Annotated in this window: 13 protein-coding genes; 5 read left to right on the forward strand and 8 right to left on the reverse strand. The window is 70.1% G+C overall.

The window, feature by feature from the left end; translation table 11 throughout:
• Positions 1-10: 10 nt before the first annotated feature.
• From JNO54_RS08275 to glnA, 4 genes are all read right to left on the reverse strand, one after another.
• Positions 11-985, reverse strand: a complete 975-nt coding sequence (locus tag JNO54_RS08275; RefSeq protein ID WP_204143474.1) for an ArgK/MeaB family GTPase — start codon at positions 983-985, stop codon at positions 11-13.
• Positions 982-3021 carry an ethylmalonyl-CoA mutase gene (locus JNO54_RS08280; RefSeq protein WP_204143475.1) on the reverse strand — a complete coding sequence of 680 codons (2040 nt, stop codon included), beginning with the start codon at positions 3019-3021 and terminating at the stop codon, positions 982-984. Before JNO54_RS08280 ends, JNO54_RS08275 begins: the two co-directional genes overlap by 4 nt.
• A gap of 102 nt (positions 3022-3123) precedes the next feature.
• The gene (locus tag JNO54_RS08285) at positions 3124-3522 is read right to left on the reverse strand and encodes a DoxX family protein (protein ID WP_204143476.1); all 399 of its coding nucleotides are present in this window, start codon (positions 3520-3522) and stop codon (positions 3124-3126) included.
• A gap of 67 nt (positions 3523-3589) precedes the next feature.
• On the reverse strand, positions 3590-5014 hold the full coding sequence (glnA, locus tag JNO54_RS08290; protein ID WP_233703213.1) for a type I glutamate--ammonia ligase: 1425 nt from the start codon (positions 5012-5014) through the stop codon (positions 3590-3592).
• Positions 5015-5143: 129 nt separating this feature from the next.
• Between glnA and JNO54_RS08295 the strand changes: the two genes are divergently transcribed.
• A complete protein-coding gene (locus tag JNO54_RS08295; RefSeq protein WP_204143478.1) occupies positions 5144-5521 on the forward strand; it encodes an RDD family protein in 378 nt (125 codons plus the stop codon).
• 79 nt (positions 5522-5600) lie between these two features.
• Here the strand turns inward: JNO54_RS08295 and JNO54_RS08300 are convergent, their stop codons facing one another.
• Positions 5601-6323: a DUF4191 domain-containing protein gene (locus tag JNO54_RS08300; protein WP_204143479.1), complete on the reverse strand. Its 723-nt coding sequence runs from the start codon at positions 6321-6323 to the stop codon at positions 5601-5603.
• A gap of 13 nt (positions 6324-6336) precedes the next feature.
• On the reverse strand, positions 6337-7365 hold the full coding sequence (gene lipA / locus JNO54_RS08305) for a lipoyl synthase (RefSeq protein WP_204143480.1): 1029 nt from the start codon (positions 7363-7365) through the stop codon (positions 6337-6339).
• 169 nt (positions 7366-7534) lie between these two features.
• Between lipA and JNO54_RS08310 the strand changes: the two genes are divergently transcribed.
• The 3 genes from JNO54_RS08310 to JNO54_RS08320 all read left to right on the forward strand — a co-directional run bounded on the left by JNO54_RS08310 (position 7535) and on the right by JNO54_RS08320 (position 9836).
• The gene (locus JNO54_RS08310) at positions 7535-7954 is read left to right on the forward strand and encodes a pyridoxamine 5'-phosphate oxidase family protein (protein WP_204143481.1); all 420 of its coding nucleotides are present in this window, start codon (positions 7535-7537) and stop codon (positions 7952-7954) included.
• Between the two features lie 20 nt (positions 7955-7974).
• A complete protein-coding gene (locus JNO54_RS08315; protein ID WP_204143482.1) occupies positions 7975-9495 on the forward strand; it encodes an ATP-dependent DNA ligase in 1521 nt (506 codons plus the stop codon).
• Positions 9496-9683: 188 nt separating this feature from the next.
• Complete coding sequence (locus JNO54_RS08320) at positions 9684-9836, forward strand: hypothetical protein (RefSeq protein WP_204143483.1); 153 nt, start codon at positions 9684-9686, stop codon at positions 9834-9836.
• A 133-nt stretch (positions 9837-9969) separates the two neighbouring features.
• Here JNO54_RS08320 and JNO54_RS08325 read toward each other — a convergent pair whose 3' ends face one another.
• Together JNO54_RS08325 and JNO54_RS08330 are read right to left on the reverse strand one after the other, a co-directional pair.
• Positions 9970-10431, reverse strand: coding sequence for a hypothetical protein (locus JNO54_RS08325; RefSeq protein ID WP_204143484.1), 462 nt, complete (start codon positions 10429-10431; stop codon positions 9970-9972).
• A gap of 860 nt (positions 10432-11291) precedes the next feature.
• On the reverse strand, positions 11292-11681 hold the full coding sequence (locus JNO54_RS08330; protein ID WP_028708020.1) for a heavy metal-responsive transcriptional regulator: 390 nt from the start codon (positions 11679-11681) through the stop codon (positions 11292-11294).
• 78 nt (positions 11682-11759) lie between these two features.
• On the opposite strand from JNO54_RS08330, the gene merA reads away from it, so the two are divergent.
• Positions 11760-13208 carry a mercury(II) reductase gene (gene merA / locus JNO54_RS08335; protein WP_204143485.1) on the forward strand — a complete coding sequence of 483 codons (1449 nt, stop codon included), beginning with the start codon at positions 11760-11762 and terminating at the stop codon, positions 13206-13208.
• Positions 13209-13250: the final 42 nt, after the last annotated feature.

The raw sequence follows: 13250 nt of genomic DNA on the forward strand, positions 1-13250 counted from the left end.
AGGGCGTGGGTCAGGGCCGGCTGGCGGTGAGGTGCTCGCGCATCCTTTCGCCGAAGGCGGCCTGGGCCGCACCGAAGCCGGCCACCGGGTCGCAGGCACCACCCATCGACGGGTCGGGACGCAGCGCCCGCAGGCCCTGCCGGCCCCACTCGTCGCGCACCCACAGCTCGAAGAAGTGCGCCGCCCGCTCGGCCACGGCCTCCGGCGGCACCGCGACCTCACGGTGCCTGAGCATCTCGCCGGCCAGCTCGGCCACCCCGTCACCGCGACGCGCTGACGTGAGCATCACCGTCACCGAGTCCGCGTCGACAGGACGCGCCAGCCAGAGCGCCCCGCGCAGCTGGTGGTACGCCGTCTGGGCGCCGGGGGAGTCGGCCTTGTTGATGACGAAGGCGTCCGGGATCTCGACGATCCCCGCCTTGAGCATCTGCACGTCGTCGCCGCCGCCGGGTGACATCACGAGATAGACCGTGTCGGCGAGGTGCTTGATGTCGGCCTCGCTCTGGCCGATGCCGACGGTCTCGACGATGACGTAGTCGTAGAGGCACACGAGCGCCCGCACGACGAGGTACGTCGGGGGAGCGAGCCCACCGAGCGCCGTCACCGACGCCTGGCTGCGGAAGAAGAGCCGCTCCTCCTCGACCGACGTCGTCATCCGCGTCCGGTCACCGAGCAGCGCGCCGCCGGTGATCTGCGACGACGGGTCGACCGCGACGACGGCGATGGTCGCCTCCGCGTCGAGCCGCAGCATCTCCCGCGTCGCCGCGGAGACGAGCGAGGACTTGCCCGCGCCGGGCGTGCCGGTGATCCCGAGGACCGTGCTGCGGTGACCCCGCGAGCGGGCGTCCTCCTCGAGCACCGCGATCGCCTCGTCACGCTCGCCCGCCCGGGAGACGCGCGTGTCCTCCATGAGCGAGACGAGACGCGCGACGTCCGAGCGCCGACGCGAGAGCGCGGCCCCCGCGAGGTCCGCGCCGCGGGTCACGAGCGCGCCTTGTCCTCGAGGATCCCGACGAAGGACTCCATGATGTCCAGGATGTCGTAGTCGGCCGGCGTGTAGATCTTCGCGACCCCGAGGTCGGTGAGGGCCTGGAAGTCACCCTTCGGCACGATCCCGCCGAGGATCACCGCGACGTCGTCCTTGACCCCTTCGTCCTCGAGACCCTGCATGATCTGCCGGGCGAGCTCGACGTGCGAGCCGGAGAGGACCGAGGCGCCGATGAGGTCGGCGCTCTCCTCGACCGCGGAGCGCACGATCTCCTGCGCGCTGAGCCGGATGCCCGAGTAGACGACGTCGAAGCCCACGTGCCGCGCGGAGACCGCGATGACCTCGGCGCCGTTGGAGTGGCCGTCCAGGCCGGGCTTGCCGACGACGAGCCGCGGCCGGTGACCGATCTCCTCGGCGAGCGCGTCGATGCGCGAGCGCAGTGCCTCGACCCGGTCACCCTCGAGGGTGAGCTTCTGGCCGTCGACACCGGTCGCCGGGCGGTACTCGCCGAAGACCTCGCGCAGGGCGTGGGCCCACTCGCCGGTGGTCACGCGGGCCAGGGCGCACTCGATCGAGGGCTCCATCATGGAGCTGCCGTCACGGGCCGCGGTCTTGAGCGCCTCGAGCGCGGCGTCGACGCGGGCCTGGTCGCGGGTCCGGCGGGTCTGCTCGAGGTTGTCCAGCGACTCCTGGGTCGACTCCGCGGTGACCGTGAAGAGACCACCGTCGTCACCGCTGAGCAGCGGCGACTCGATGCCGTCGGTCCACTTGTTGAGGCCGACGACGAGCTGCTCGCCGGCGTTGATCCGGCTGAAGCGCTCCGACATCGACTTCACGAGCGCCGACTTCATGTAGCCGTTCTCGATGGCGCCGATGACCCCGCCCATGCCCATGATCTTCTCGATCTCGGCGTAGGCCTCGGCCTTGAGGCTGTCGACCTTCGAGCGGATGACGACGCTGCCCTCGAAGAGGTCGGGGTACTCGAGCAGGTCGGTCTCGTAGGCGAGGATCTGCTGGAGCCGCAGCGACCACTGCTGGTCCCACGGGCGGGGGAGCGAGAGCGCCTCGTTCCACGCCGGGAGCTGCACGGCTCGGGCGCGGGCGTCGCGGCTGAGCGTCACCCCGAGCGCCTCGATGAGGATGCGCCACGCGTTGTTCTCCGGCTGGACCTCGGTGAGTCCGAGGCTGTTGACCTGCACGCCGTAGCGCATGCGGCGGTACCGAGCGTCCTGGACGCCGTAGCGGTCCTTGGTGATCTCGTCCCACATCTCCGTCATCGCGCGCATCTTGCACATCTCCTCGACGAAGCGGATGCCCGAGTTGACGAAGAAGGAGATGCGGCCCACGGAGCGCTCGAAGTCGTCCTGCCCGATGTTGCCGCGCTCCTTGAGCAGGTCGAGCAGGCTGATCGCGTTGGCCAGGGCGAAGGAGAGCTCCTGGACCGGGGTCGCGCCGGCCTCCTGGAGGTGATAGCTGCAGATGTTCGAGGCGTTCCACGACGGCACCTCGGCGAGGGTGAACTCGTACATCTCCGCGATGATCCGCAGGCTCGCCTCGGGCGGGTAGATGTACGTCCCGCGGGCGAGGTACTCCTTGATGAGGTCGTTCTGCGTCGTGCCCTTGAGCTCGGCGACGTCGACGCCGCGCTCCCGGGCGAGCGCCACGTAGAGGGCGAGCAGCCACATGGCGGTGCCGTTGATCGTCATCGAGGTGTTCATCTCCTCGACCGGGATCTGGTCGAAGAGGATCTCGAAGTCGTCGAGGCTGTTGATCGGCACGCCGACCTTGCCGACCTCGGGCCGCGCGATGGGGTCGTCGGAGTCGTAGCCGCACTGCGTTGGCAGGTCGAAGGCGATGGAGAGGCCGGTCTGGCCGCGCGAGAGGTTGCTGCGGTACAGCTCGTTGGAGGCGCGGGCGCTCGAGTGGCCGGCGTAGGTCCGGATGATCCACGGCCGGTCCGTCGTCGGCTTGCCGTCCTTGTCGTAGAGGACGTGCGCCTGCTGCTCGGGCTGGGTCTCGCTCGGGGTGGTCATCCTGTGCTCTCCTCGGTGGTCGGGCTGCCGTCATTGTCCTCGACAGGGGCTCGGCCGTCCCGGGTGGGCGGCTTGATCTTCGCCACGTTGAGGGCGAAGGGGTCAGCGGCCGGCGGCCCGCAGGGCGGTGCGGATGAGGGGCCACTGGAGGGGGAGGCGCGCCAGTGTGCCGGCGAAGAACGCCTGCGCCTGCGGCGTTCCCTTGCGCTGAGCCCTCCTGCCCTGGGAGGCGCTCATCTGGACGTTCGCGGGGAAGACTGCGACGAGCAGTGCGGCACTCGCCAGCCCGGCGGCCTTGCGGGTGGCCGGGTGGAGCAGGCCTGCGGCGCACGCGATCTCGGCGACGCCCGAGGCGTAGACGAGCTCTAGGCGGTAGCCCGCGAGCGGCTTCGGGATGATCGACTCGAAGACCTGGGGCCTGACCATGTGGATCACTCCGGAGGTCGCGAAGAGCGCGGCCAGTCCGACGGTGGGCTTGTCCAGGGCGGGGGCGGGGCTCATGACGGCAGCGTAGGACGACGAAGGGGTCCAGGACCGTCGTCCTGGACCCCTTCGTTCTGCACTCCGATCAGATGTCGAAGTACATCTCGAACTCGTGCGGGTGCGGCCGCAGCTGAAGCGGCGCGACCTCGTTCTCACGCTTCCACGCGACCCATGTCTCGATGAGGTCCTCGGTGAAGACGTCGCCCTCGAGGAGGAACTCGTAGTCGTTCTCCAGCGCGACGAGCACCTCGGGGAGGGTCGTCGGGACCTGCTCGATGGCCTCGTGCTCCTCCGGCGGCAGCTCGTAGAGGTCCTTGTCGATCGGCTCCGGGGGCTCGATCCGGTTCTTGATGCCGTCGAGGCCGGCCATGAGCTGCGCGGCGAAGCACAGGTACGGGTTGGCCGACGGGTCCGGGATCCGGAACTCGATGCGCTTGGCCTTCGGGGAGTTGCCCGCGATCGGGATGCGGATGCACGCGGAGCGGTTGCGCGCCGAGTACACGAGGTTGATCGGGGCCTCGAAGCCCGGGACCAGACGGTGGTAGGAGTTCGCCGTCGGGTTGGTGAAGGCGAGCAGCGCCGGGGCGTGCTTGAGCAGGCCACCGATGTACCAGCGGGCCATGTCGGACAGGCCGCCGTAGCCCTGCTCGTCGTAGAAGAGCGGCTCGCCGTCCTTCCACAGCGACTGGTGGGTGTGCATGCCCGAGCCGTTGTCACCGAAGATCGGCTTCGGCATGAAGGTCGCCGTCTTGCCGAACGCCCACGCGGTGTTCTTGATGACGTACTTGAACTTCATGATGTCGTCGCCGGACTGCAGCAGCGTGTTGAAGCGGTAGTTGATCTCCTGCTGACCCGCGGTGCCGACCTCGTGGTGGCTGCGCTCGACCTGGAGGCCGACCTTGGCCATGTTGAGGCACATCTTGTCGCGGACGTCGGCGAAGTGGTCGACCGGCGGGACGGGGAAGTAGCCGCCCTTGAAGCGGGTCTTGTAGCCCTTGTTGCCGCCCTCCTCCTCGCGACCGGAGTTCCACGCGGCCTCGATCGAGTCGAGGTAGTAGTAGCCGGCGTTGGCCTTGGTCTCGAAGCGGACGTCGTCAAAGACGTAGAACTCGGCCTCGGCGCCGAAGTACGCCGTGTCGGCGATGCCAGTGGACTTGAGGTAGGCCTCGGCCTTCGCGGCGATGTTGCGCGGGTCGCGGCTGTACGGCTCACCGGTGAAGGGGTCGACGATGGAGAAGTTCATGATGAGCGTCTTCTCCTCCCGGAACGGGTCGACGTAGGCCGTCTTCACATCCGGGACGAGCTTCATGTCGGACTCGTGGATCGCCTGGAAACCCCGGATCGAGGACCCGTCGAACATCTGCCCCTCGGTGAAGAAGTCCTCGTCGATGCTCTCGGCCGGCACGTTGAAGTGCTGCATGACGCCGGGCAGGTCGCAGAACCGGATGTCCACGAACTTGATGTCTTCGTCCTTGATGTAGCTCAGGACCTCTTCGGGGCTGCTGAACAAAGCCGTCCTCCTGGTGAGTCGACTGGCGATCCGGCCAGCCGGGTGGTGTGAGAACACCGTAGGCAGGCCCGGTTTCCCGACCATGACCCAAGTGTTTCCGCCGTGTTACACACCGTATCGTGGCCCTGCGTGAGCCAGATTGAGCCGTCCAGACCCAGCCTTCTGCGTCGACTCGTCGGTATCGCGATCGACTGGATGGCCTGCCTGGCCATCACCTTCGGGCTCATCGGGCAGCTCACCGAGATCACGCCGGCCCAGCAGAGCTGGTACCCGCTGCTCATCCTTTTCGTCGAGCACGCGCTGCTCGTGCCCCTCGCCGGCGGCTCGCTCGGTCACCGTCTCGTCGGTGTGGCGGTCGCCCCCGTGCACCGCCCGCAGACAACCATCCTCCAGGGCGTCATCCGCGCCGCGCTGCTCTGCCTCGTCATCCCGGCGGTCATCACCGACGGCAACGGGGACGGCATGCACGACAGGGCTGCCGGCACTCGCGTCATCCGCACCTCATGATTGGAGGTATCAGCGGCCGGCCGACCGGTCGTTGATACCTCGACGCGGCGACAGGGGGGGGCGAAGGGGGAGTGCTGGCTCAGCGGCCGCGCAGGCCCTTGCGGTTCATCCGCACCGAGGCCGGGTCGACGCCGGCGGGGATGCCCTGGCGGATGCCCGGCAGGGACTTGAGGCGCTTGTTGACGACGATGATCTCGTCCTTGGACAGCGCCGGCTTGAGGCGCGTGAGCGTCCAGCGCATCTTCTTCACCGGCAGCTCGTCCTCGCCGGAGCCCACGTGGTAGGTGTGCACCGGCACGCCGGGGGCGACGCGGGCGACCTTCTTCTTCTCCTTCTCGAGGAGCTTGGCGGCACGCGCCTTCGGCCCCTCGGCGAGGAGGACGACGCCGGGGCGCCCGAGCGCCCGGAAGACGACGGCAGCGTTCTGGATCTCCTGCGCCCGCGCCGCGTCGGCCGCGACCGGCTCCTGGTCGTAGTACCAGCCACGCCGCAGCGCCGAGAGCCCACCAAGGGTCGCGCCCTTCTGCCCCTCCATCTGCCGGAAGGCCGCGGCCTCGCCACGGCGCGCCAGCACGATCATCGCGGCGAGCATCGCCGCGGGGATCGCGACGATGAGGGTCAGCCACGGGTGACCCATGAGGAAGCCGATGAGCAGACCGATGCCGATGACCACGACGAACGCGAGCAGCATCCACGCCGTGATCTGCGGGTCGATCGTCTTGACGGTCCGGTGGACCTGCGCGATGCGCTTGAAGGGGTTGCGCGTCTCCTGGGGAGCCGCGGGAGTGTCCTTGCGTGCCATAGTGCCGCCGATCTTACGCGGTAGCGGCGCCGGACTTGCCCGCGGCAAGCAGCGCCGAGGCCTCCTGCCGCGCCGAGCCCTCGCCCTCGCCGAGGTGGGCGAGGTTCTCCGGGATCTCACGGCCCCAGCGGCGCATCGCCTGCGCGTACAGCCGACCCGCGCGGTACGACGAGCGGACGAGCGGCCCGGCCATGACGCCCTTGAAGCCGATCTCCTCGGCGAGCTCGCTCCAGTGGACGAACTCCTCCGGCTTGACCCACCGGTCGATCGGGTGGTGCATCTTCGAGGGACGCAGGTACTGCGTGATCGTGAGGATGTCGCAGCCGGCCTCGTGCAGGTCGCGGATCGCCTGCTCGATCTCGTGGTCCTCCTCGCCCATCCCGAGGATGAGGTTGGACTTCGTCACGAGCTCGGCCTCACGGGCCATCGTCAGCACCTGGAGCGACTTGTCGTAGGTGAAGGCCGGACGGATCCGCTTGAAGATCCGCGGCACCGTCTCGAGGTTGTGCGCGAAGACCTCGGGCCGGGCGTCGAAGACCTGCCCGACGAGCTCCGGCTTCGCCCCGAAGTCGGGCGGGAGGATCTCGACACCCGTTGTCGGGTTGAGCGCGTGGATCTGCCGGATCGTCTCGGCGTAGAGGCGTGCGGCGCCGTCCGGCTGGTCGTCACGGGCGACACCGGTCACCGTCGAGTAGCGCAGCCCCATCTGCTGCACGGACTCCGCGACCCGGCGCGGCTCGTCCATGTCGAGGGCCGTCGGCCGACCCGTCGCGATGTCGCAGAAGTCGCAGCGCCGTGTGCACACGTCACCGCCGATGAGGAAGGTCGCCTCGCGGTCCTCCCAGCACTCGAAGATGTTGGGGCAGCCGGCCTCTTGGCACACGGTGTGCAGGCCCTCGCGCTTGACCATCGAGTGGAGCTGGTTGTACTCCGGCCCCATCTTCGCGGTGGTCCGGATCCAGCTCGGCTTGCGCTCGATCGGCGTCTCGGCGTTGCGCGCCTCGACGCGCAGCAGACGACGGCCCTCGGGAGCGACGGTCACGACAAACCCTCCTGGTGGGAGACGGGGGTGCAGCACGACCTCACCGGCGGTGGGCCGGCGTGAGGTCGATCACCCCAGCCTACGCGGGGTGGGCGGCCACCCCTTCGCCCGTCCCTCGACGGTCCTACGATGGGGGGACCGAACCGTGACGACGAAGGGGTGCTGCGCGATGACCGAGTCACCGATCCACGAGATGAGCCGCGACGAGTGCTGGGAGCAGCTCAAGAAGCACGAGTTCGGGCGCCTGGCCTTCCACCTCGCCGGCGAGGTCCACATCACCCCGATCAACTACGCCGTCGACGGCTCGACGATCCTCTTCCGCACCGCCGAGGGCAACAAGCTGCTCGGGGTCGTCATGAACTCCGACGTCGCCTTCGAGATCGACGACACCCGCAGCGAGGAGGCCTGGTCGGTCATCCTGCGCGGCAGCGCCCGGGTCCTCGAGGGCGAGGAGGCCTACCGGGCCGACAACGTCCCGCTGCGGCCGTGGGTCCCGACGCAGAAGTTCAACGTCGTCGAGATCCAGGTCAAGGAGATGAGCGGGCGGCGGTTCGAGCTCGCCAAGCCGTGGACGCACATGCGCCACTGACGCGGGTCTAGCGTGCGGGCATGGACCCGCTCCCGCTCTCCGAGGTCGTTGCCGTCTCCCGCGAGGTGGCAGCGACCTCGTCGCGTCTGGCGAAACGCTCGCTCATCGCGGACGCGCTCCGCGCGGCCGGCCCGGAGCAGGCCCGCGCGGTCGCGGCCTACCTCTCCGGCGTCACGCCGCAGGGCCGGGTGGGCGTGGGCTGGCGGACCCTGGCGACGGTGCCCGAGCCGGTGGCGGAGTCGTCGTTGAGCGTCGCGGACGTCGACGCGGCCTTGTCGGCGCTGGCGGGCGAAGGGGGACGCGCGGCGAAGGTCGAGATCGTCACCGGCCTCTTCGGCCGGGCGACGTCGGCGGAGCAGGACTGGCTGCGGGCGCTGCTCCTCGGCGAGGTGCGGCAGGGCGCGCTCGACGGGGTGCTCATCCCCGCGGTGGCTGCGGCGGCCGAGGTCCCGGAGGCGGTGGTGCGCCGGGCGGCGATGCTCGCGGGCCGTACCTATGACGTCGTCGCCCCGGCGATGGCCGGGGGAGAGGCGGCGCTCTCCGAGATCACCCTCGAGACGGGCCGGGTGGTGCGGCCGATGCTCGCGGGGTCGGCCCCGGACGTCGCGAGCGCGATGGCCGCGCACGAGGGCGAGGTCGCGGTCGAGGCGAAGCTCGACGGCATCCGCGTCCAGGTGCACAAGCGCGGTGACGAGGTGCGGGTCTTCACGCGGGGGCTCGACGACATCACCGTGCGCCTGCCGGAGGTCGTCGAGCTGGCGCGGTCGCTGCCGGTGAGGTCGGCGGTGCTCGACGGGGAGGCGATCGCGCTGCGGCCCGACGGGCGGCCGCGACCCTTCCAGGAGACGGGGGCCCGGACCGCGTCGAGCCGCTCGGTCGAGGCGCTGCGCGAGGCGACGCCGCTGACGACGTACCTCTTCGACCTGCTGGCCCGGGACGACGAGGTGCTGCTGGACGCCCCCTTCGCCGAACGGTCCGCCGCGCTGCGCGCGCTCGTGCCGGCGTCGGCCCTCGTCCCGGGCGTCGTGACCGCCGACCCCGCGGCGGCGGAGGCGTTCTTCGACCAGCTCGTCGCGGGCGGGCACGAGGGCGTGGTCGTCAAGGACCTCGCGTCGCCGTACGCGGCGGGGGCGCGTGGTCGCGGGTGGACGAAGGTCAAGCCGCGGCACACCTTCGACCTCGTCGTGCTCGCCGTGGAGTGGGGCAGCGGGCGGCGCAAGGGCAGGCTGTCGAACATCCACCTCGGTGCGCGGGGCGATGACGGCGGGCTCGTGATGCTCGGCAAGACCTTCAAGGGCATGACCGACGAGATGCTCGCGTGGCAGACCGAGCGCTTCCTCGAGCTCGAGACGCACCGGGACGACTGGACGGTCTACGTGCGCCCGGAGCAGGTCGTCGAGGTGGCGGTCGACGGGGTGCAGACCTCGCGGCGCTACCCGGCGGGGATCGCCCTGCGCTTCGCCCGCGTGCTGCGCTACCGCGACGACAAGACGGCGGTCGAGGCGGACACGGTCGCAGCCGTGCGGGCCCTGCTCGACTGAGGTTCGTGGTGAGCGAGGACCCCTGGCTGCCCTGAACCCGAGCATCGGTCGACGTCATCACCCAGCGCGTCGCCCCGAGGCTGCGACCAGGCCAGAAGGTCCACTGGATCGTCCCCGGCCAGTTCGAGGCCCGCCAGCTCCTCGACCGCGAGGTCGTCGACCTCCTCAACGAACGATTCCCCGGCCAGGTGACCGAACCCATCCGCAAGGCCGTCGCCGCCGCCGACGCCTACACCGCGGGGATGCCCGTGAGCCTCTACGAGCCCGGCTCCGCCATCGCCGAGGACTACCGCAACGCCATGCGGCAGATCACCGGCCGCGACGAGGAAGGGGCCAAGTGATGGCACGCAAGCGCACCAGCCTCCGCGATACCACCACAAACACCACACCCAAGCCCGAGGGCGCCGGGCGCACCCTCCGCGACCACAACCGGGCCGCGATCTCCCGAGCTGACGCGCCCACCAAGGCGGCGCCTCAGCCGGAACCGCAGCCCGAGCCGCGGGGGAGCGGCGCGACCCCGGCCAGCAGGAGCGCGACCCCGAGCAGCAGGACCGCGACCCCGGCCAGGGTGGCCTTATCAAGTAGGACCGCGGCCCCGGCCAGCAGGAACGCAACCCCGGCCAGCAGGCCCGCGACCCCGAGCAGCAGGAACGCAACCCCGGCCAGGGTGTCCCTATCAAGTAGGACCGCAACCCCGAGCAGCAGGAGCGCGACCCCGAGCAGCAGGGTCGCGACCCCGAGCAACAGGCCCGCGACCCCGAGCAACAGGAGCGCAACCCCGAGGGCGACGTCATCGATGGAGAGGCGGGTGCGCAGCGCATTCCAGGTCAATGAGGTGCTGGCGATGGCGAGCAGGCTGATCCCCAGGATGGTGGGAACAACCGGCCCGTCAGCGGCCAGCACGGGGGCGAGACCCAGGTAGGCCAGCAGGAACACACTGGCGATGAGACGGCCGAGGGGGCTCGCGCCGCGCCGTTCACGGCTAAGGACTCCGCCGGGCATGGTGATGATGACGAACAGGACCGCGACCGCAGAAGGTGCGTAGACCCACAGTCCATCCGTAGAACCGATCCAATCGGTGATCAGTCTGTCAACGACCCCGAGTCCAAGAACGCCGATGAGCCACCAAGCCGCTCGGTCAGCTCTGGAAGTGGGTCTCTGCACGAGGAGCAGACTTGCAGAATCAACACGCTCGGACCGGCACCTGCTCGGAAACGTTCGTTTACGGGACGACAGGCCGTCCCATATGACGCACCGTCACCGGACAACCCTTCTCGGGCGGTCTTGCGAACATTCGGGCGTGGGTTTCCGCCGATGACCTGCACCGCCTCCGCAACGGGTTCCTCCTACGGGACGGACAACTGGACCGACCGCAACCGCTGCGAGGGCGGACCACTGAGCGTTAGGGGGTCCCGTCCGGCTCCGATGCCCTCTCCAGGCTTCGGACCACTGCCAGGCGGTGGAGCTCAGACCGTCGGATGAGGAGTGCGGCAACGGGCGCCCGCGATCGCGCTGGCGGCGTGATGATTGGTCGTCATTCGCGCCCTTTGGTTCCTTCGCGCACCATCCGACGATGTTCGCCGCGGCCGGCGGCGTGCCCGCGTTGCGGGCGGAGTCGTTCAGTCGCGAGCGATGCGAAGGGCGACCCAGAGCGCGCACCTTCGGCAGATGTAGGCCGGTTCGCTCCCGAGTGCGTGGAGCGACCTTCGTGGCCGCTGGCGGCCGCAGCACGAGCATCGTTGCTGGGTGTCATCGGCCATGTCGCGATGGTGCCACGGGCCGGTGACCTTCGCGGGTCACAGGTAGCGGCAGACGTCCTCGGGGGAGCATGTGGCCGGGTCGCCAGTGGTGGCGTGCTCGCGCAGGATGGCGATCGTGGTGCGTAGCTGCGCGAGCTCGGCGAGCTGCCGGTCGATGACCGCGAGGCGGGTGTCGAGCAGGTCGGTGACGTGCTGGCAGGGGGCCTGGCCCCGGTCTCGGATGGCCAGCACCTGGCCGATCTGGGCCAGGGTCAGCCCGGCGGCTTGGCCCCGGCGGATGAAGTGCAGCCGGTCGAGCACCTCGGGGCCGTAGTCCCGGTACCCCGCCGGGCTGCGGTCGGGGTCGGGGAGGAGTCCGACGTCCTCGTAGTACCGCAGGGTCTTAGCTGTCGTGCCTGACGCCTGAGCCACCTCACCGATCCGCATGCCACTCATTCTGCCTTGACCTTCCAGTGCACTGGAAGGTCGATCCTGGTCCTGAGGCGCGGCAACAAGGGAGGACTTATGACGGCAACGGACAAGGGCAGGTCGTATGACCTGGCAGTGATCGGGTCCGGTGGGGCGGCGTTCGCGGCCGCGATCCGCGCCACCACCCTGGGCAAGCGGGTGGTGATGATCGAGCGCGGCACCATCGGCGGTACCTGCGTGAACACCGGGTGTGTGCCCTCCAAAGCCCTGCTCGCGGCCGCCGAGGCCCGCCACGTCACACTCGACGCCGCCCGGTTCCCCGGTCTGCCACTCCCCGACGCCCCACCGGTCGACATGCCCGCCATGGTCGCCGGCAAGGACAAGCTCGTCGGATCGCTGCGCAGCGAGAAGTACGCGGCCCTGGCCGCCGAGTACGGGTGGGCCCTCCACCCCGGCGAGGCCACCTTCGTCGGCACACCGACTGAGCCGGCACTCCGCGTGACCGGCCCGGACGGCACGGCGGAAACCGTCCGGGCCGCGCACCACCTCATCGCTACCGGCTCCACGCCCTGGGCGCCGCCGGTCCCCGGCCTGCAGGAGGCCGGTTATCTGACCTCGACGACCGCGATGGAGCTGGACCACGTCCCGGAGTCGCTGCTGGTCATCGGCGGCGGCTACGTCGCCATGGAGCAGGCCCAGCTCTTCTCCCGCCTCGGTGCCCAGGTCACCATGCTCGTCCGCTCACGGCTGGCCTCCCACGAGGAACCCGAGGCCGCCACCGCCCTGGAAGAAATCCTCGCCGACGAAGGCATCGAGATCATCCGCGGCGCGGTGCCCACCGCGGTGCGCCGCGACCCGGCCACCGGCGAGGTCACGGTCACCGCCACCACCGCCGACGGCTCACACGAGCTCCGCGCGGCCGAGCTCCTCGTTGCCACCGGCCGCCGCCCGGTCACCGGCACGCTCGGCCTCGACACCATCGGCGTGCGCGCCGGCAAGCGCGGCGAGGTCATCATCGACAGCCACCTGCGCACCACGAACCCGCGGATCTGGGCCGCGGGTGACGTCACCGCCCACCCGCAGTTCGTGTACGTCGCCGCGGCCCACGGCGCCCTGGTCGCCGACAACGCCCTCACCGGAGCCGGCCGGGAGGTCGACTACCGCCACCTGCCCCGGGTCGTGTTCACCAGCCCCGCCCTGGCCTCCGTCGGAATGACCGACCAGCAGGCCCGCACTGCCGGGATCCGCTGCGACAGCCGCGTCCTGCCCCTGGCGCACGTCCCGCGCGCCATCGTCAACCGTGACACCCGCGGGCTCATCAAGATCGTCACCGACGGCGACACCGGCCGCATCATCGGCATCACCGCCCTCGCCCAGGACGCCGGTGACCTCGCCGCCGCCGGCGTCTACATCCTCGAGGCCGGCATGACCACCGACCAGGTCGCCAACCTCTGGAGCCCCTACCTGACCATGGCCGAAGGCCTCAAACTCACCGCCCAAACCTTCACCACCGACATCACCAAACTCTCCTGCTGCGCAGCATGAACCCGCACAGGGATCCCTATACCGGAGCGTCGAGCCTGGCGA

Origin of the sequence: Janibacter endophyticus, from assembly GCF_016888335.1 — a bacterium.
Lineage (GTDB): Bacteria > Actinomycetota > Actinomycetes > Actinomycetales > Dermatophilaceae > Marihabitans > Marihabitans endophyticum.